This is a genomic window from Herbaspirillum sp. VT-16-41 (assembly GCF_001994935.1).
Lineage (GTDB): Bacteria > Pseudomonadota > Gammaproteobacteria > Burkholderiales > Burkholderiaceae_D > Herbaspirillum > Herbaspirillum frisingense.
In genome coordinates, this window is sequence record NZ_MUXB01000121.1 from 137188 (window position 1) to 156834 (window position 19647).

Consider the following 19647-nt stretch of genomic DNA (forward strand, 5'->3'; position numbering starts at 1 on the left):
TGGCCGTCTCCAGCAATTAATCTGTACAAGAACATCGATCTAATGCCTCTGCAACGGCAAAAGCTACGCGCGTAATTGCTCGATGAAGAAGATTGTGGCCTGTGATGGAGGAAGCGCAATATCTCGTGCCATTTCTGCACGGCTCACAACTGGCACCTACAGCGTTCAAGATGGTCCATTTCTCCATATTTGGTCTGGAAGTTGGCTACCGTCAGGGACCAGCAGCTGTAGTCTTCCGGCTCTTTTCTGAATGGCCTGAAGGTAAAAGTGGCGTCTGCCGCATCCTCAACAAGGTCGATGTAATACGCTCCCGTTTGTTCTGCGACGCAATTCTCCAACACACTCCCTTCCGACATAAACTGAGAAATGCAAAAGACGGGCCACCTCGGCAGAAGTCCTATAGTACGCTGGGCCCCGCGCATGAGCCGTTTTGGAACGTCGCAAGCCACGAGTCTATCGTGCCTGACCACAATACCGTTTTCAGTAAACAGCTATGGTGTTTATTGGATCAAATTGTTCTAGATCCAATGACAGATAATTTTTAAACGCTATGCTGAGTTGTATCGATAATTTCCACAGGTGTATTGAACGCGGCCGCTCGTCTAAATAAGCCAGCGTAGAGGCCGCGCCTAATTTAATGTTTAGCAGAATTAATACGGAAGCGCACCAAAGGCGATTGCGTTATCCAAAAGACGGTTCGCGAACCCCCATTCATTGTCGTACCAAGCATGAACGGTCACATGGGTACCTCCGACCACTTTGGTCAAGCTTAAATCGAGGGTCGCCGAGGCGTCATCATGTAAGAAGTCTGTCGATACCAGAGGCAAAACGTTGGTCTTCAAAATCCCCGCAAGCGGTCCCATAGACGCGGCGTCTCTCATCACAGCGTTGACCTCCTGGACGGAGGTTTCACGAGCCGCCGAGAAACTTAGAACTAGCAAACACACATCCAGTGTTGGAACCCGGATCGAGAATCCGTCCAATCGACCGTCCAATTCTGGCAATACTAGACCAATAGTCGAGGCGGCCCCTGTCTTCGTAGGAATCATCGAAGTGAGCGCCGACCGGGCACGTCGCATATCCTCATGGTAAACATCAGTGAGAACCTGGTCATTAGTGACCGCATGAATCGTTGTCATACTCCCTGCAACAATACCAATGTGGTCGTGTAGCGGTTTGGCGACCACGCCGAGACAGTTAGTTGTGCACGAACCGATAGCAACGACGCGGTCTTGCGGCTTCAACGTATCGTGATTGACACCGTACACAATGGTCGCATCTACATCTTTCCCTGCGGGGGCCGAGATCAAAACACGCCGTGCGCCTGCTGTGAGATGAGCCGACGCCAGCTGCCTGTTAGCGAAGCGCCCCGTACACTCGAGCACGACGTCGACCTCCATTGCCGCCCACGGCAGACGGGTGGGATCCCGCTCCGATAGCACGGCAATGCGATCGTCCTCCACGACCATCGTGTTTCCATCGACGTCCACGCGTCCACTGAATTTTCCGTGGGTGGTATCGAATCGCGTCAAATGGGCGTTGATCTCTGCACTGCCCAGGTCGTTGATTGCGACGATTTCGAGGTCATCGCGCCTGCCGCTTTCGTAGGCCGCGCGCAGCGCATTACGACCAATCCGCCCATAGCCGTTGATGGCAACTCTGATCGACATTACAAGCTCCTTCCTGAAATTGACAATCATGATCCATACCGCAATTTCGAGAAATGACGTATTTCCCTCATTTCTAGCCATCCAGCGGGCTAAAGGAAACTTGGTACCGATGGCGTCAAAGTGACGTTAGGTACTGAGAGCATTGACCGCGCCAGCGTTCATGAATAGTCATTGACGACTAACGCCAACTAGCAGTTCGGCCCCGAGCCGAGTCTGGCTCATGCAAGGAAACATGACAGCCGCTGCCGGGAACGTAACCAGATGCTTAAAATAAGGACCATTCAAATGCTCGCGGGACAGCTTCGTTAGGCAGAGAGTCAAGTACCCTCTCTTGAATTCTGAATCCAGAGTCTGCGACCATTGGAAGGACTGCTTGGGCGGCATTCATGATTCACATTGGCCCTTATGTTGAAGGAGGCTGGATTTCACTTCCTTTTCCTGTGCACCAGATCCTGAATTCAGCTGTAAACTTCCTTCCCTAATGCGGCTCCCTTACCGCGAGGCCGTCCGGAGCTGGCCTTTATCGGCATATGCCCCATTGTGAATGTGCGTATCCCTTCATCGGCTTTGACCATAAGATCTTGCTCGGGCTTAGTGAGATATATCAGGTTTCTTCGCAACGCTTCACGCTTTTCATGGTCGTTCCAGTTGATCTGCCCGACCCCAACGCCATGGCCGTGCTTTGTATAACCGTGTTTGAGCCATCCAGCATTACTGTTCCAATATTCGCCCATGCCTTGGGTCACTTCCTCCTTCCAGTATTCTCCGATCTTCTTTGCAATCCTTTCGTCACGATTGCTGTCCGATGAATAAAACAAGATCATATGCAAGTGTAGGCCAGTATCGCTACCCTGCTCCATCCTGCAGACATAGCTCTTGATTCCCCGGATCAGCTTGTTAGAGCGACGGGACGAGAAGAATTTTTCTCTATGCCTCTGGACAATACTGGGAGTAATCTGGTTGCGATATGCCGCTTTATATTGCAATGTCAAAGATAGAATAAGCCAGCGAGATCTCCCCCTCTCCGAAAACATCTTCTCTTCCATTGCTAGCACAGTCTTTTCGTTACGTTTTGCATTGACACGTCGTAGCCGTTCTCGCTCCTTAAATTCACGGGAACGGCAGCGTATACGTATATTCTCGATCAGCGCGTGGAACCAATCCATATAGCGAATGCCTTGATAGGCATCAGTCTGGCCAGGATCTCCAAATCGAAAGGGGATCTTCCCCATGCAATCGAACAAATTCATCGCTTCGATCACCTCGTAGAACAGCTGAACACGAGCTGAATATCTATACAGACCGGAATAAGCGCGAATCCAGCTATTCAGAAGATGGTAGTACCTTTTTCCCAGGAAGAGCTGGCGGTACGTTTTGATGCCGCTATACTTGGCGCACTCTTCAGTGAATCCCCCCGCCCATCCCTTTTCTATATCCGTAACAAACTGCTCGATCATATAGAGCTGACTGTTCGACCAGGCATCGCATCTTGTGACAGCCATGCTGCCCGATATTCCCACACCATTTCTGGGCCGAACGAATCCCTTCAGCCCTCTCTGAATTTTGTCTATATCGTTCATGATCTTGATTGAGTTCGCCTCGCCAGCGAAGCGAGTTCTGTTGGAGATTGAGCTGCTGCCAGACAGCCAGCCCTTGCAAAATTGAATTGCTATTAGCTAACGCTCACGCAGTTATCTGAACTGATATGGGATACATTCTCGCTACGTATTCCATAAAGAAGCAGAATTCATCAACATCCGCATCCAATCCAAGATCAGATTTTCGAATGCCACATTGCTTGAATAGGCTATTTTTGATAGCCATTCCTCATATACATACTTACGCACGCAGTAAAAATTTACGCGATTAACTCGCGCGCCAATGCAATGGGTACCAGAAGCGCCAATGCAGGTCACCGACATCAATAGATGAACAGGGCGATTGGATGGGCTAGACGCACTTTTCTGCACTCATTAGCTCAAGGAGCGGCTAATCCTGCTAATGACTGGCAGGATTAGCCGTTTCTCACGACAGCCTCATTTTTTTATCTCTTTGAGCTCCATTCCTCGTCGACAACCTGAGCTTAACCACGCCAAATAGTGCGCTTGGCTTCCCTGACTTGGTTGCGCGCTTGACGACAGATAGCGTATCCACGCATCGTGGTGCAAACACACCCCAGATCAGCCGCGATAGCGCCGTCGCCGGGCTGCGATCCGGCTCAGCATCTTTGCTAGCGCAGACGCCAGCTAGTCGCGGGGACTGGCAACGCGTTCACGTTGCCAAACGCGCCGGAGGACAGAAAACCCCCTATCTCTCCTCGCCTCAAATTCATGAAAGACCTACTTTTGACGCGAGAATTGATGCATGAATTCAGCTTGAGATGTACTCCACCAGGCCAGAAATGAAGCGCGCCAGGCAGAACCGAGACGACAATCGCCACATCCCGCCACCCCGCACATCGCCAGAACGCTCTCTCTTACATATGAAAATGGAAAACCGCCCGATACAATCTCGGGCGGTTTTTCTATCTGCTTTTCCCCATATTTCTCAAGGCGGAGGCAAAACGCCTGGATTGATGTTGCTCACTCGAAGTAACAACGATATAACGGGTCGGATTGCGGGCACCGATATGAAAATTATCCTCAAACCGTATCATTCCGTGGGCCTCTAAAAATATCAACGCCGGATTTAAACGAGAGCGTCGGCGAAGGGCTGATGGTCCGAAACCCTCCAGCTTACTTTTGCTGATACGGTCGTTCCCTTCAGTATGACAATACTCATATAGCCACTCGATCAACACTTCACCATCAAGCAGTTCTTGGGGAGGACCAGGTTTGGGCACCATGAGCTCGATAAAGTGCTGGATATACCACTCTCCAACAACAAGAGCTTGTTCAAGAGTATCTACGGACACCTCATCTGTGTGGTCGTATTCAAACACGTGAAGCATCGCTGCATGGCGCGACACGTTCTCCATATGCTTCTTGATGAAATCGCGGATCTCGAAGTATTTCTCGCCAGGCTGAATGAGAAGTTGAAACGCATTAAAGCGCTCAATCCACAATTTCCTTGCGCTGGCAGAAAATGCCAGGTCTCTTTTATGCCCTGGAACCGCCCCCCTTTCCCGAAGCTGATTTACCCTTGTGTGAAATGCTTCTAGCTCAAGTTTTCCGTCATCTTGATTTTCAAAAAGCACCAGCGGCTGTCGGTGATGCACGTGCGCGGAACTCATCCAACATCGGGCAAACAATCCACTATCCCGGGCAAGAGTTCCGGCATGATCACAATAGTTCTTGAATGGCCCATATTGAACGCTGACAAACAGGGCCACCTTCGCCTGCCCGATCGAATAGCTCTCGCTTGTCTTACGATCTACAACTTGCGGCAAACCTGCACTCCACAAGGAATTAAGGGCCGCGAAATTTGAAAACAGGCGACTGTTAAGCAAGTTTCCCGCCTCATCTGAGAGTAACGCGACTGAACTATTAGGCTCCTTGAGCGCATGTAACAAGGCCTCCGGAGTAACGTTATTCATAATGAGGCTGCGATCCCGCGGTGGCACCGGCTTAGCCGCATTGAGCTCAAGGAATTCCTCTTCCAACCCCTGAGCCAGGCTGGCATCATTTTGATTCTTTCGAATTTTCGCCTTCAGCCTTTTTACCTTCTCCTTGTGAATTTGCTCCTGTGCGAGAAACCGCACTTCCTCTTGTTTATAGAGTTCCCGAAGTTGTTTATCGTGCGCGATGTGCGGAGCCAACGCACTTTTCACAGCCGGAGACTTTCCATCTCCCGATTCCGCAACCAGGAAGTAGTATTGACTTATATGAAATGAGTAACCTGGACGAGGACTCATGCTTACATAGGGTTGCACTGCAAGACCGACCGACGTAGCAAACGCGGGATAGGCGATCTCAATTGGGGTCAATGAATTCTTCTGTATGCCCGAGAGGGCAGATTGCACCTTGGTAGAGAGTTTTCTCGTGTCCAAAGCAAAATAAGGGGGAATTGGCTCCTTTCGCCAAGGATATTTTTTACGACTTTCGTTTAAAAATGTCATACTTCACCTATCGATAAATGTTGCACGCACGCTGACTTGATCACCTCCTTTTCCGCATTTTGCGGACGCAAGCTCTCCGGTTATCAGCAAATAGATTGCGCCGGCACCTCCAATGCTTTGCGAAGTTCGCCGACATTCCAGCGAGTGTGTGCACCAAATTTCTTTGGGCGAGGCAGTTTATTCTTTCGAACTCGCAGCCATACTGTCACCGGCTTGCAGCCAAACAGCATGGCTACAGTATTGACGCCAACATAGGCGGCGTTAGGCAATTGATCAAAGGCAACAATTTCGTGTGTTGACATTTCGCTCCTTTCGGCTGGATTGATCAGTTGGTGTGGTGCAAACTATAGCCACGCCTTTCTGCATGGGCTAGAACCAAATTGGGACCAAAAAACACCGCGCGACCGCGCAACTTTTCCGGAAAATTTCGGCCGCACGGCCAAGCACCCATGACTCAGCTGGAGCTTCATGAGTTTCCAAAAGACAATAAGGGGAAGTCGAGACCGATGGCCCGTCCCGCGTAGCCTTTCCATTCAAAGCTCCCCATCAGCAGCTCGCTCAAATCGATGAACGGGCCTAAGGGCGATAGGGGATCGCCACCAGCCAGACATATGCTAGACGTTGGCTACACCGTTGGCGCATACAAGGAATAACTCCTGCATCCGCCCCGAAACCAATCGCCTGGCAAAGAGGATGGGCGCGCCGCAAACGGTGTCGAGCAAAGGTTGTGATAGCGTCCAGACGCCGGCTCGTAGTCCTTTTACCCAGAAATTCAATATGGGCTGGCATTCCCGCATCGTCCCCACCTAAATTTATATCTGACGCAGGTTTCCCGCCACGGATCTGACCGAAAGGCGAAGGGTATTGCATCATTTAGAATGTTTTCTCGTCGAAATTGGATCGGTACCAGCACCGCAAAGACGATCTCGACCGTGGCCACGATCCCGCACGCCAATGGGAAACCCGCTCCGAGCAGTTGCAGGAAAATCGGCCAATCAAAGCCGAATCCTAAGAACAAGGTGCACACGTTCGGCCCCATAGTCTGGATCGGCTGGGATTTTGCCTTCGTCAGTAACGATCCCCATCAGCTGAGCCTGGGTCATACATGTCGCAGCAAGGGACAGCAGCACAAGCGCCATGAACCCGAACAAAAGGAAATTGAGAAGTGCCGGAAAACAGCCAAAGAGAGGACGGCTGTGGCTGGTCGGTCGTAGTAAAACGGGACGTGACCGGAACATACCAAGCATGTTTCGAGTCGTGGCCCGCCTCGTAAGAAGCTCAACGCTTCCTGCAAGGAAATTTGATTTAAATTTCGACTTTAGCCAGCGCTGACGCCAACGAACAATATCGGGATAATATTGGTTAGATATGTGCACCGCGCGAATGGCACAGGCAAGTTGATAAACTGCAAGACGTAATTCTCCTTGTCCAAGCTGGACGATCAAATCGAACAAGACCAAACATTTAGGGGATGGGTATGGGATGGGGTTTCAGAAAGAGCATAAAAATTGCTCCAGGGGTGCGCATCAATTTGAGTAAGAAAGGTGTAAGTGCCTCGCTTGGTACAAAGGGATTCACCTACAACACGCGCGGACGTGTCACCGCAAGCATCCCAGGTACCGGAATTCGCTACACTCAAAATTTGAATAGCAGAAGATCATCTGGACGTCTGGATCCGCGCCTCACAGGAGCCACATCGATAGACTCGAACAGTGCCGCTCGCCTGTCCAAGCGAGAACAAGCCACAAAGGATTTTGTAGAGCTGCTCCAGAACCGCCTCATCGATACCCTCCGACGGTATTTTCTCTCCCACGGCATCTACGTTGCTCACGAAGATGTCGCTGAAGCTGCCACGCTAGATGATCATCAAGAGTTCTTGAACGGCATCGCCGGCGACCTTGAGGTTACCTCTCGCGCCATTCGCCTCGCCGTCGATATCGGCACTATTTCGCTCGCCGAAAAAGAAAAGGCGATGCGTGCTCTGTATGACGTCGAAAAACAATGTAGCGAGCACGCCGGAGACCATGAAGGTCTGGATGCTGCAGCGAATACTTTAAGCACAGCTATCGCTCAATGGCCGACTCGACCTGCCCTCCTCTGGCCGTTCGTCATCTGCGTCGTCGGATGGCTGATCATGAGTTCCGGCAATCTGTCGCTTGGTGGCGCCCTCGTCGCTGGGACCCTCCTCTACGCTTTCTTCAAAATCCGGACCTTCTCCAGACAAAAATCCCAATCTAAAGCAGAAATTGACGAGGCAGACCGTCAATTTTCTCTGAGGGTCCTCACCGAAGTCACCCCTAGACCCGCGTTTGCTGTGCCCGCAGACCCCACGCAAGCGAAAGCATGGACCCTTGGCTTTATTGTCGCCCTATTAGTCTTGTCCGCTTTGGTTCGGTCCAACGAGGCAGGAAAGACAGAAGTCGCATCGAGCGTCGATAGCCCTGCCAAAGCTCAGAATATTTCAGCGCCAAATACCACCGATAAGCGAACCAATAGTAATCAGGGCGCGAAGAACAACGAGAATAGCAAGAGGATTCCAGACTACAGTTGGCTACAGAGCAAACACCCAGCCGACGTCATCAACGACGCACGCTTCAAAGCTGCCTTCTATGGAGTGTCAGCAAGCGACTGGAAGAAAATCGCTGAACGTCTTTATGTCAGCGATAAAGATGGAATTCAGCGCAAGAACGGTCACTATTTTGCCGAGGGGTGTAAAGCGCATTTCTGTGGTTCGGACATCGCCGCGTTTTCGATTGATGAAACCACTGGAAAAGGAACAATCGTCTACAAGGAAACAACCGATTACACAGCGAACAAGGCCATCGCAAAGGGATTTGGATGGCCAAACGCCTCTTTAGAAGGTTCCCCGATCGTCGCGTGGCTAGCCTCAAATGGCATGAGCGTCAGCAAAGATCAACCGAAGGCCGCAGAGGCACCGCCCGTGCAGAAGACCAGCTTCGACTGCAACAAAGCGCGTTCTTATGCGGAGAAGCTGATATGCCAGGATCCCGAACTTGCACAGTATGACCGGGAACTGGCCGATGAATTCGCCAAAGCCAAGTTTGCGGCCAATGATCAAACGGCCTTAAAGGCACATGCTCGGCAGGCCTGGAACTACCGTGAAACTGCCTGTCGCGATCGAGAGTGCCTCATCCGATGGTATGTGGACGAGAAGATTGCTTTAAAAGAGTTTCAATGAGCGATCACTTTTCCTCTAACAACCACGCGCCCGTAAGCGGGCTTCCCATTAACGGTTTTTCCGCCACCCGAGATAAGCTGCTCCGATCCGCTGACTTTGTGTTTTCAGGTAACCCAAAAGACCGCGAGCATTATCTTGGCCAGAAGGAAGGAACCCCAGAATCCGAGATCGTCCGGCAATATGGCTCGTTGAAACCATGCATTCATGGTTCCGATGCGCATTCCCTTGATGACCTCTTTGCTCCGGACCAAGACCGATACTGCTGGATCAAGGCTGATCCCACGTTCGAGGGGCTAACCCGAATCTGGTCGTTGCTACCGATGCAGAGCAAATTATTGTGGCAGTGGCGGATCGGCCTACAACTCAAGCCTACCCTAGTATTCGGTACCATAGCGGCTCCATTGAGCACGCCAGCAAGGAAAGTGCTCCGGGAATCAGGCAAGCCATCTGTACCCTTCTGGAAGGCGGGAAGAAGGCGTTCAAGGACAGAGAGGAGCGTTATTCTATAAAGGACTGACGACGCACTCACCGCTGGATGAATAGATCGCCTCACCAGCGCTGGGACACCAGCGTACCGCCTTCAGCAGGCTACAGGAATAGCTACTACCGAATAGCTTTTCGCAATTCCCCGCACACACAGGACTTCCTGAAGGAAATGTTGACTAAGTATTTCAAGCCAATAGGCAGAAGTGAGATTTAAACATGGGGGCAATTTAGGATGGAAAATCACCCGAGCGATTAGCTTGAGGCTCATCGATAGCAGACTCTGGTGGCCGGTTCCAGCGTAGTTACCTACTGAATGAAATTGAGGTAAGGCAGGTCCTGGTATCTCTAATGCATTTAGTTACCTGTCTTGACCAAACTAGTACACCGGCCAAGCCACTTCTACACTTCCTCATAACCTCCGTTGCAATACCAGACACTTACAGCCAAAGCTTGATAAAGAGCCGTCTGCCATGAATTTTTTTGAATGGCATATCTATCTTCCGCCCCTGCCAAGAGATCCGCTCTAATTTGTGCAGCACCACCACCCGCAGAATGCCGGCGGATTGTATCGCGTACATTGGAAAGTTCGTCAGCTGCCTCCACGGCCAATCGCGCACTCAATTTCAACGAATCAAAATGTGATCTCACACGAGCCTTATCAGATGGATCCCAATTTGAGGGTGGCTCAACAAAATATCGCAAGGTAGCCGGCGACCCAGGGACGACCTCAGCAAATAACCATTGGTCGCCCATTAGATGAGAATCGAAGTAAGGGTGAATACCCTGTTGATCCTTCGTTCTTGCAATAGAGCTTCGCTTTCCGAAATTACAATCCGTACAAGCGGGCACCAAATTGGGGGGATATACCGAGAACTGGGGATATTTCGACTTTGGCAAATAGTGATCTAGCGTCTTGGCCTGCCCGTAACCGCATAATGGACATTTCCCTTTGGGTGCCGAGGCGATCAGACGGTCATAGTCGGTTCTAGCCGGCTTCCCCAACGTAGCCATCTGCTGCGTGTACAAATTCTTGAAGTCCTGTTTCGAGGCGACGTTGAGGAAAGTGGCCGTCGGTGCACGTTCATCTGGCGGAATTTGATAAAGTTCGCCTGCAATCGCCTTAGCATCGAAATCCGTATAGCCGGCATTAATCTGCGGCAATACACTGCTTAGATTGTTTCTAAGATCAACGTCTCCAACCGAATTGACACAAGTGACATAGACCGAGGCCGCTCCCTGAGCGGGATTAGTCATCATCCTCATGAGAGCCCCATGCCATCGCGGTTACGCAGGAGCGCCCTTAAGACTGCCTTACCCTCAAAGCCAATTTGCCCGGCAAACTCAGAGACTATCTGATCGTAAGTCTTTCCAGCCTGCACTTCTTTATCCAGCAAACCGTGAAACCCTGATTTGGTGACCTCAAGTCCAAAAACATCTCTGGTCAAGATTCCCACATTCTCCCCAAAAGTCTCCTCATCTGGCCGATCTGCGCGCAGCTCTAGCCTGGTTCTTCGCAACTTCCAAACACAGCTCTTGGTTACCTCTTGCAAAATCACGGGCGAATGCGTCGCAATAATGGCTACCGCGTTTCGATCATTTAGTAAAAGGGAAAGCGCCCGAATAAACGCCGAAAGTAACGGAGGATGCAGGTGGCTTTCCGGCTCATCCATGAGCAACAAAGTTTTTTCTTCAGTACGTTCAACAAGCTTCGTCAGAATCAGCAGGACAACCGCGTGGCCCGAGCTCATTTTTCTCGCAAAGAAGTGACGGGCAATTCCTTCGCGCTCAGACGGGTCTGTTACCAAGGGCAGAGAGTCTAGCTGCATCTCCGCAAAATTTGGATCCGATGCCAGGCACTTTATTGCTTCAACCCAGCGTTCGCGCTTTTTCTCGAGCCCCATACATGCAGAAAAACTACGCGAGAATTCCTCGGTCAGATCGCGAATATCCTTGTGTCGGGCATTGCCAGAATCCAGCAGCTCTTTTAAGCCGATATAGGTATATCGAATCGAATCACTGAGATCGACTCGATCAGCAGGAGGAGTAAATGGGTCGAAGGCGCTGAATGAAGTAGAAATGACATTCGAGAAATAGCCATTGTTAATCGCAGCTCCGTCTTGCTTTAGATCATAAAAATTTCCCACCTTTTCATGATCGGCATTTTCATCTACAAGACACGAAATCATATTGTTCAACAAAGTGGTCTTACCGATTCCGTTGCGGCCAATGAGCACATGGATATTGGTCGGCGGCTTAGAACTAGGCCGTACGTTGAACTCCAATTCAATTCCAGCAATCTCGTCCGTTTGCGCGAGGCTATAGGAGAAATGGAAAGGGGTTAATAAGGCACCTCCTCTTAGCACACGAGCAAATTGCTGCTGCACTGTGTTTAAGGTCAAGCTCCGCAATAAAGAAGTACCAAAGACTTTCTGCTGTTGCGCAGTTCCAAGCAAACTCGGATCGTGTACAGCATCCTTCAGCGACATTAGTAGAACAACGCGGAGGCTCTCGGGCAGTTCACTCAGTCTTTTGTAGTAGTCGGGATCTTGTCCTAACGAGAAGAAACCAGGCGGCAATTCTGCGATGCCGTCGTTAATCGCGTTTCGAGTTGCACTATCTTCAGGCTGTCCCACGTAACCAATTTTTAGATCGCCGATTCGAAAGAGTTGTCCCTCCTCGTTCTCGACGCTCAAAGAAAAGAGAGTCTTGAATCCGAAATCATCCCAAGTATTTGTGGTGAGATAAACCATAATACCTGGAGCCGTTCTACGTGCGGTAAAGCCGTAGATTACTTTCTGAATAGTGACTGCCATTTTTTATATAAATTGAAGAATAAAGATCTATACCCACCACTTTCCCCGGTTGGAGCATAAATGCTCGAACAATCTAAAACAATAGCCCCATCCCTTCAATTTACGACATTCTTCAATCACATTTCAGACATTCTGGATGCGCGGTCGCCAGAACCTTTCCCGAATTCGGGATATATTTTTAGTCATCTTAAAGTTGTGCGCCACTCAGCCCCCGTCCACCTATGGCGCCTATCTTGCGCACCGATCCTGCACCATCCTACTATGGAGCTGACACCGTGCAAGCGGTGCGATTCTTCTGCTCCATTCTGCGCTCTCCGGCTTCACGCGCCCCAAGACTAGACGGCATCTCAATTTGCTCGACAGTATCGATAAATAGGTGTCCGTTCATCGACGCAAGAACATATGGCTGGAGGCCGATGCCGTATCGAGCATCGTCCCTCCTACTTACCGAAAGCTCTGAATTCTTCTCACGTCCGCCCTCCAAGGATCTCAACTATTGAGGCCATAAGGTATAAGCTAGTAGAATTATTTACGTTAAGCGACGGCATCGACAGGGGCCCTATGCCGTCCAGTTGCTTGACACTCATTCTGGGGGGGATATTTTGTCAGTCAACAAGACTGCTGTTTTCATTTCATCGAGATTCGAAGAATTTCGCGAGCTAAGAGCCTTGCTCGCACACAAAATCAATGCATGCAATTACCCTCCCTTACATGCGATAAATCTTGATAATAATGGGGCCAGTATATCCCCCCCTGAGGTAGTTAGTGTCGACATGGTTCGCCGCTCGGAGCTTCTTGTTCTCTTCCTGGGCGACACATACGGACCTAGCGTCAAGACTGATGGAATCAGCCATACGCACGTAGAATATCGTGCTGCCGTGGCGGACGAAAGCAATACGCGTATTCTGCCGTTCATTATTCGGGACGAATTAGACGATCAGAATCACCTCGTGCAGGATGAGCGCTTGGCGGCGTTCCAACGGGAGGTAATGGAAGATCAAACCGTTGCCACTTATGCGCGGCCACAAAGCGGCGAGGGATGGCTGGCATTAGCCGAGACCATCTGCAACTGCATTATCCACACTATCCATGAAATTCAATTTCGAGACCTCAACCAAGAAATTGACCTAGATAACACAGGATTGCTCGATCCTGCAGGCATCTCGGATACCGAGATTGAGAGGATCAACTCGTTCCGATCAGAGAATTCACCCAATTTGGAACTTCTACTTGATGCGTCTTCCCTTGATGGGGGTATTGAGGCCATCTATCAGCCAAGAGCAATTGAGGCCGCGGAACAGTTGCGCGAGGCTCGCACAGCGCTTTACATAAACGAGACAGGTATCGCAGAACAGCATCTGCGCAATGCCGTCTCGATTCGCCCTCTCGACCCTGTCGGTAACGAGTGGCTTGCCAGAGTGCTCCTCTCCAAGCGGCGTCTTAAAGCCACTCGAGAAGCCATGATCATCGCTGATAGATCTGCACGCATCTATCGCAAGTCTAATCAAGACCTTCGTGCCTCGGTAGCCTCCATTCTTGCGGCGCGCGCCGCCGGTCAATTTGACCAGACGCGCGGTGTGGCATACGCCAACATGGCAGTCATCGATGCGAGTTGGTTTAGCCAAGCACACCTTGAACTAGCGAGACAACTTGCACCATTCTCCTCTATCAAGGACGTTCTAGCCGCGTTGGACAACGCGTTTCGATGCTATCCGTCTAGCGTTGACGATATTCTCATCGATCCAGCCTTCTCACATCAAAAAAAGGAATTGCAAGAGCACTTCGGAAAGTGGCATCAGCGAATCCTCGCCATTAACAACAGCATTATCCAAGCCGATAGTGGCGTGGCCAAAGCGCTTGGCACCAGTACCATTGAAACTTCACCGCTGACAAATGGGAGCCTGTCTCGACTCGTTTACTCAGGGCGGTTCGCCATGATCAAACTGCTGCGTCGTATTCAAATCCAGGCCGATAAATTGCTCGAGGCAAACAGATTAAATCAGAGCTCGCCCTTAACCACAACTTATACCTGGGATGCAGCGTGGGTCGCGTTGAGCGCGAGTCGCTCGATTGAGATCGCCAAGTTGAACGTGGAAGAGGGGCAGAGTGTCCGTCGAGGACAAACTTTGCTGTCATACGCCGTTTCTGGTTCTCACCAAGAGCAAACCCTGGTGGCGCCGATTGACATGCACATCGTAGCAGTTCCCAAGAAGAGACAATCCTTAAAAGGTCGTGAATCCGTATTGATCTGGATCCCCGCGCCGAGCCAACCGGGACGACAGGAGCTAGAAGCTCAATTGGATGCGCGACGAAAGCAGCTCACCGAACTCGAAACAGTCAAAAATACAGTTCAGAGGCACCAGAAAAGAGGTCGCGCCATACGTATTGGCCATATTGCAGCGGCGGTTGGGCTAGGGATGTACGCATGGCTTTCGCATACTCACGATGTAATCCGCTTTGCCGAAGTTGGAGGAGCGATCTACCTTCTCTATGCAGCGGTATCGAGGTCGAAATTGCTATCAAAATTAGAGGATCGCCAGACGAATCTGAATAATGAAATTGAAGGGGCGTCGTCGGTCATCGCAAACTTGGAATCCTTGATCGCAGGCATTCAAAGACTGCTCGTGGCAGCAGAAAATGATCTCAATCGGGCCATCGACGAGTACGAAAAGGCACTATCGATGACGTCTGTTTCGATGCCTTTTCCTGGGCTGCGTGCAGCGAAGACCGGAGACTGGGTAGTCGTCGCAAGAGACTCTGTGGAACGCTACGGCAAGACCATCGGCCTGAATGTGACTTTCGAAAATGAACCACCCAAGAATGCATCTAACTCGCTGGCGTTATATCGCGTGGTCCGCCGCTATGAAAACATAATGCATTTAGATCAACGCAAAGCCTATTTTCCTATGTAAGAAAAAAGAAAGCGCCGACGCTTCGGCGTTCTATCGATAAAGCACTAGTGCCAACGATAACAATGAAAGGGGTACGACTGTGGCGACTACAATGCAAAAGGTATGTTTTGTTGTGATGGGCTTTGGAAAGAAAACTGACTATGAATCAGGACGAACTCTGGATCTCGACGCAACCTACGCAGCAATTATCGAGCCAACCGTTTCAAATTTGGGCCTACGGTGCGTGCGAGCTGATGACGTGATGCACTCAGGAATTATCGACACCCCCATGTATGAAATGCTCTTGCGCGCAGACCTGGTGATTGCTGATATTTCGACCGGCAATGTCAATGCGATCTACGAGCTAGGCGTACGTCACGCTTTGCGCCCTTTCTCAACAATTATTATGAAAGAAGAGACGGGGAAACTGCACTTCGATCTGAACCACATTAACACCTTCCAGTACAAGCATCTGGGCGAAGACATTGGGGTGAGAGAGGCTACTCGAGCTCGCCATCAACTCACTCAACTTATCCAGCGAGTAATGGGAGAGTCATCAATCGATAGCCCTGTCTATACATATCTCCCTAAGCTTCAGCATCCGCGATTGGATAATACTGAATTTGCCAAGCTGCTCGATGAAGCAGAAGCGAAAGAAGAAAAGCTCAGTGCATACATACGCATTGGCGAGCAAGCCCTTAGGGAAAGTCGGCATGCTGATGCAGCAAGAGCATTTGGAGCGGCGGCTGCGATGAAGCCGGATGAACCATTTATCATTCAGCAGTACGCACTGTCAACGTACAAGTCTGAACAACCATCACCGTTAGAGGCCCTGCTTAAGGGACTAGATATTTTAAAGGTTCTGGAACCGGAGCAATCCAATGATCCTGAAACACTCGGCATTTCAGGCGCAATTCACAAAAGGCTCTGGATGCAAACGGGAGATAGGTCTCAGCTCGAGCTCGCAATTGGTTTATATTCTCGTGGATTTATCCTGCGGCGCGACTACTATACCGGCGAAAATCTGGCGACCTGCTACAGCCATCGGGCCAATTTGCAAACCGATGACCATGAAAGGTCTTTTGATCAGATGCTCGCGAAGAAAACCCGGCTAGAGATCATCAAGATTCTCCGTGAAATCTCCACGTCGCAGACATTTAACGATCGTTCTGACAGAAAGTGGATCTATGCTACGTTCGCTAACTGCCTCTACGCGCTCGGTCAAACGGCCGATGCAGAGACCAATGAACTGGCTTTCCTGGCTGAACAGCCAGCAGAGTGGGAGATGAAAACATACCGCGATGGAAAAGCCGCAGCCCTCGCGGCGGCTACTGCATGAGTCTCACAGCTCAGATGATAACCCTGCCCACGGCACAATTTTAATATTGTGCCGGGTGATCCATTCCGGACGTGGGCCATGATAGCCATCCTTAGCGTGGACGGCTATCACCTTTTTCCCTAACTCCACGCTCTTATCAACTTCCCAGCGTACCCAATCACTTTGCGCGGTATTGTCGGACAAATACACGACACATACCGAAGTGCGTGCAATGCGCTCGGCAATTTTTTGTTTAATGTATTCGGCCCGCTCGCTGTTATATGGTTCACGTACCGAATGGTCGTTAAATTCAATATCGCTCTTCTCGTTCTTTGCTTGAGCGCGCAGCAAATTAACCTCATTAATGTCTTCCGTCGCAAAGCTAATAAAAACATTACGCTTTCCGCTTTGAAGCGTTTCTTTGGCTTTTTTCTCTAGAGCACTGATATCCCCGAGTGTGCTCCATCGACCGTTACTACCTCCACCCATTTTCCCCTCCTAAAACTTGAACTCATTGCAGGCGATACAGGCGCCGCATGGCGTTTCATCGCCTTTGTGGCAAGAATAGGTCCCGCGAATACCCTTGAGCTGCGCCAGTGCCACCACATCGTTCTTATGAAATTCTGCTAGCGGCGTAAGTACTTTCAGCGGGCGTCCCATACTGGCCACCAACAGCTGCTCAGCATTCGTTACAAATGCTGAAGTTTGATCCGGGAAAATGCTAACGTCTTCGTTCAAGAGACCTATTGAGATTGCATCTGCGTTGACTTGGTATGCATAAGCCGCCGCGGTCAAAAGAAAAAGCATGTTTCGACCTGGGGTAAAGGCATCCTCAAGTACTCGCAATCCCTTGTCTGTTAAGCCTGATCGAATCAGACCACCATAGCCAGAAAGTTCGGCGACCCGGGGCTCTCGTAAACCAAGATATTTCATAGCCTCGCGACAAGACGCCAACTCCCTTGTCAGCGCGCGTTGGCCGTAATTGACAAACAGGGGAAATTGGTCAACGCCCTCCTCCTGTGCCAAGCACGCCACCAAGGTGGAATCAAGACCTCCAGATACCAAAGTCACAATGCTCATTCGAATATGAACTCCAAATTAGGTTTGCGGGCCTGACGCATCACGATCCATATCGCCCAGTCCAATATCCCTACTGAATGCCCCAAGGTTTTAGCGTGATCGGAAAGTGCTGCCTCGAACACTAAATATCGATTGAGCATCGAAATCACCCCGCGGGTGTTCTTCGCAATACCGATTTCCGCCATGTAATTCAATACGTGTCGATCAAGAATTGCCAAATCGTAACTTACCCCAACATTGCGTAAGAACATACTTGCCTGTTTAGGTCCCAACCCGCAGGCATGCTCAACCAACCACTCACGCGCCGAATGGGCATCAGCAAATCTTGCCAGCAGATCCCCTAAAGAACCGTCAGTTGCCGCTATTACTACGCGTCGCGTCTCCGCCAATTGCTTGGCACGGGCATTCGGAAACCGATACGTTTTATGTTTACCCCTAACGCGTACTACATGCGACAACACATTCTCCAATTTGTCCGCGAGCCCGATCAACGGGACGTCCTTATCGTGCAAAAGCGCAGATTCACTGATGGCGTCGGCGGCGGCTATCGCTACTTGGAACGAAACTTGGCTGCTCAGTACACATACAGATAATTCCCACCAGAGCCTTTCTTCAGAAAAAGATTCCGAGTGAGACGCCACCCTTTGCGCAATGTCTGGACATAACGTGGCGACGGCATCAATTAATTGTTGAGGCGATGCAAATATCATGAGAAGAGCTCAGGCAATTCCCGTCGAATCTGCAAGGCATTGTCGCGCCCGAACAAACCAGTCAGTAGCATTTCAACACCGCCAGTTAATACCGCATCCTCAATTCGCTGCTGGAAGCTCCTGTAGTAATCCAGATTGTGGAAAGCCACCTTTCCAGCAAAATCCACCTCATCGCTTGATTGAGACGCTAGTGTCACAGGTGAATCGGCAACTAATGCCTGGTAAGAGAAGAAATCGAAGTGCTGGAAATGATGGAGCCGATCAGATTGGCGGTCTACCACCATTCGACACCATTCCAAACCATCGAAGCTATCAGCACCTGCCGCCAGAAGCAGCGCAAGGCTCCACGGATTACCCGTACCAAGAATATGCAGAGGTTGATAAAACGGAAGTCTATTGAGCTTCCTTCTGATGTTCAAGACGGTTCTGGCACGGGCAATCAGCCCTCGCCCTAGCTCCCTCTCCGGAATGGCAATCACTTGAGGTTCAAGTGCCTTCGCGACGTCGTAAATCACACCAGGAAAGCTCTGCGTGTCATGACCCTTCCCTTTTACAGAACGGGCATGGACGATAGGCAAAACAGGGCGATCGGTGAAGGCCGAATCCCTTTCCACAGCCGAGACCACTTCCTTCACTGCCTTCCTTGCATCGGCCGCAGGCTCCATCACATCAAAGCAGAACGCGAAGTCGTGAGGAATATTGGCAAGGGTGGAATGAAATAATGCCGGTGTCCAAGAAACGTCGCCTAAGCGCGAGGACTCATAATTTCCCGAATCCAGTAGCACCGCCCCTTTTTGTTCACGATATTGCTCAAGTTGCTTAACGATGCCCTTGGGACAACGCTGATCAAGCAAATCATAGGCAGAGACCAAAATCGCCGGTGCCGCAAATACACGAAGTGCCTTAACAGCTTCCAGAGGAAGTAGTTGCGTTTCGTGCGAGGAGACGGATAAAAAAATGATAGGGAGCGGCGCAACGAGACGCGTGCTATCTGGCCCGACGCTCTTTGAATTCAGCACGATTTCAGGCGGGACGATCAGCTCAATACGCTCGAGGAGTTCTTGGAAATCGTCGTGATCAGGCTCTCCGTCCCAATCTTTCATCTCCGTTGTGTTGTTACTCAAGAATCCGTAAGGCAAAGAGCAGTCATCAAGACGGACATGAACAACTTTCACACCAAGTTGGTTTGCGAGTGTGACTTCTTCGCGCACATTTTGACTATTGCGCGACTGATTCGACCACAGTACAACGGCACATTTTGCTTTGGGAAGTTCTTCTTCAATGGCGGTAACAAAATCACCCGTAATGTTTCGATCCCACCAGACTTCCCATTGCTCAGCGAGAAGGTCAACGATTCTTTTGACAACGCGCCTATTTTTTTTCGAATAAATAATGTAGACATCTGACATTTCCGATCGAACTC

The 19647-nt window shown here is 50.4% G+C and carries 14 protein-coding genes and 1 pseudogene; 4 read left to right on the forward strand and 11 right to left on the reverse strand.

Annotated elements, in window-relative coordinates; all coding sequences use genetic code 11:
* Positions 1–650: 650 nt before the first annotated feature.
* The 5 genes from gap to BTM36_RS27925 form a co-directional block, all read right to left on the reverse strand.
* Positions 651–1670 (reverse strand): type I glyceraldehyde-3-phosphate dehydrogenase, encoded by a 1020-nt coding sequence (gap, locus tag BTM36_RS19370; RefSeq protein ID WP_077237617.1) that lies wholly within the window; start codon positions 1668–1670, stop codon positions 651–653.
* A gap of 458 nt (positions 1671–2128) precedes the next feature.
* Complete coding sequence (locus tag BTM36_RS28400) at positions 2129–3250, reverse strand: inovirus-type Gp2 protein (RefSeq protein ID WP_083747992.1); 1122 nt, start codon at positions 3248–3250, stop codon at positions 2129–2131.
* Positions 3251–4194: 944 nt separating this feature from the next.
* Entirely contained in the window at positions 4195–5727 is a 1533-nt protein-coding gene (locus BTM36_RS19380) for a YfjI family protein (RefSeq protein ID WP_077237572.1), read from the reverse strand.
* 83 nt (positions 5728–5810) lie between these two features.
* Positions 5811–6029: an AlpA family transcriptional regulator gene (locus BTM36_RS19385; protein ID WP_077237573.1), complete on the reverse strand. Its 219-nt coding sequence runs from the start codon at positions 6027–6029 to the stop codon at positions 5811–5813.
* A 693-nt stretch (positions 6030–6722) separates the two neighbouring features.
* Entirely contained in the window at positions 6723–7181 is a 459-nt protein-coding gene (locus BTM36_RS27925; RefSeq protein ID WP_139347200.1) for a hypothetical protein, read from the reverse strand.
* 23 nt (positions 7182–7204) lie between these two features.
* Between BTM36_RS27925 and BTM36_RS28770 the strand changes: the two genes are divergently transcribed.
* Together BTM36_RS28770 and BTM36_RS29775 are read left to right on the forward strand one after the other, a co-directional pair.
* Complete coding sequence (locus tag BTM36_RS28770; RefSeq protein WP_217349596.1) at positions 7205–8926, forward strand: DUF4236 domain-containing protein; 1722 nt, start codon at positions 7205–7207, stop codon at positions 8924–8926.
* Positions 8927–8958: 32 nt separating this feature from the next.
* Positions 8959–9231: pseudogene (locus BTM36_RS29775) on the forward strand (hypothetical protein); the annotation flags it as partial.
* A 580-nt stretch (positions 9232–9811) separates the two neighbouring features.
* Here the strand turns inward: BTM36_RS29775 and BTM36_RS27935 are convergent.
* The gene (locus BTM36_RS27935; RefSeq protein WP_217349597.1) at positions 9812–10669 is read right to left on the reverse strand and encodes an HNH endonuclease; all 858 of its coding nucleotides are present in this window, start codon (positions 10667–10669) and stop codon (positions 9812–9814) included.
* Between the two features lie 2 nt (positions 10670–10671).
* Positions 10672–12225 (reverse strand): ATP-dependent endonuclease, encoded by a 1554-nt coding sequence (locus BTM36_RS19400; protein WP_077237576.1) that lies wholly within the window; start codon positions 12223–12225, stop codon positions 10672–10674.
* A 602-nt stretch (positions 12226–12827) separates the two neighbouring features.
* On the opposite strand from BTM36_RS19400, the gene BTM36_RS19405 reads away from it, so the two are divergent.
* Positions 12828–15137 carry a DUF4062 domain-containing protein gene (locus tag BTM36_RS19405; protein WP_168189804.1) on the forward strand — a complete coding sequence of 770 codons (2310 nt, stop codon included), beginning with the start codon at positions 12828–12830 and terminating at the stop codon, positions 15135–15137.
* A 91-nt stretch (positions 15138–15228) separates the two neighbouring features.
* Complete coding sequence (locus BTM36_RS19410) at positions 15229–16455, forward strand: TRAFs-binding domain-containing protein (RefSeq protein ID WP_077237578.1); 1227 nt, start codon at positions 15229–15231, stop codon at positions 16453–16455.
* A gap of 3 nt (positions 16456–16458) precedes the next feature.
* Here the strand turns inward: BTM36_RS19410 and BTM36_RS19415 are convergent, their stop codons facing one another.
* Genes BTM36_RS19415 through BTM36_RS19430 form a run of 4 tightly spaced genes read right to left on the reverse strand, consistent with a single transcriptional unit; the run spans position 16459 to position 19633 of the window.
* On the reverse strand, positions 16459–16923 hold the full coding sequence (locus BTM36_RS19415) for a TIR domain-containing protein (RefSeq protein WP_077237579.1): 465 nt from the start codon (positions 16921–16923) through the stop codon (positions 16459–16461).
* Positions 16924–16932: 9 nt separating this feature from the next.
* Positions 16933–17514: a 7-cyano-7-deazaguanine synthase gene (locus tag BTM36_RS19420; RefSeq protein ID WP_077237580.1), complete on the reverse strand. Its 582-nt coding sequence runs from the start codon at positions 17512–17514 to the stop codon at positions 16933–16935.
* Positions 17511–18224: a hypothetical protein gene (locus tag BTM36_RS19425; RefSeq protein WP_077237581.1), complete on the reverse strand. Its 714-nt coding sequence runs from the start codon at positions 18222–18224 to the stop codon at positions 17511–17513. Before BTM36_RS19425 ends, BTM36_RS19420 begins: the two co-directional genes overlap by 4 nt.
* Entirely contained in the window at positions 18221–19633 is a 1413-nt protein-coding gene (locus tag BTM36_RS19430; protein ID WP_077237582.1) for a toll/interleukin-1 receptor domain-containing protein, read from the reverse strand. The genes BTM36_RS19425 and BTM36_RS19430 overlap by 4 nt, the downstream gene beginning before the upstream one ends.
* Positions 19634–19647: the final 14 nt, after the last annotated feature.

Excerpts from the sequence above, each read along its gene's own strand:
- BTM36_RS19420 (WP_077237580.1), bottom strand. The coding sequence starts at position 17,514 with ATGAGCATTGTGACTTTGGTATCTGGAGGTCTTGATTCCACCTTGGTG.
- BTM36_RS19430 (WP_077237582.1), bottom strand. The coding sequence starts at position 19,633 with ATGTCAGATGTCTACATTATTTATTCGAAAAAAAATAGGCGCGTTGTC.
- BTM36_RS19400 (WP_077237576.1), bottom strand. The coding sequence starts at position 12,225 with ATGGCAGTCACTATTCAGAAAGTAATCTACGGCTTTACCGCACGTAGA.
- BTM36_RS28400 (WP_083747992.1), bottom strand. The coding sequence starts at position 3,250 with ATGAACGATATAGACAAAATTCAGAGAGGGCTGAAGGGATTCGTTCGG.
- BTM36_RS28770 (WP_217349596.1), top strand. The coding sequence starts at position 7,205 with ATGGGATGGGGTTTCAGAAAGAGCATAAAAATTGCTCCAGGGGTGCGC.
- BTM36_RS27935 (WP_217349597.1), bottom strand. The coding sequence starts at position 10,669 with ATGATGACTAATCCCGCTCAGGGAGCGGCCTCGGTCTATGTCACTTGT.
- BTM36_RS19415 (WP_077237579.1), bottom strand. The coding sequence starts at position 16,923 with ATGGGTGGAGGTAGTAACGGTCGATGGAGCACACTCGGGGATATCAGT.
- BTM36_RS19425 (WP_077237581.1), bottom strand. The coding sequence starts at position 18,224 with ATGATATTTGCATCGCCTCAACAATTAATTGATGCCGTCGCCACGTTA.
- BTM36_RS19380 (WP_077237572.1), bottom strand. The coding sequence starts at position 5,727 with ATGACATTTTTAAACGAAAGTCGTAAAAAATATCCTTGGCGAAAGGAG.
- BTM36_RS19410 (WP_077237578.1), top strand. The coding sequence starts at position 15,229 with ATGCAAAAGGTATGTTTTGTTGTGATGGGCTTTGGAAAGAAAACTGAC.
- gap (WP_077237617.1), bottom strand. The coding sequence starts at position 1,670 with ATGTCGATCAGAGTTGCCATCAACGGCTATGGGCGGATTGGTCGTAAT.
- BTM36_RS19385 (WP_077237573.1), bottom strand. The coding sequence starts at position 6,029 with ATGTCAACACACGAAATTGTTGCCTTTGATCAATTGCCTAACGCCGCC.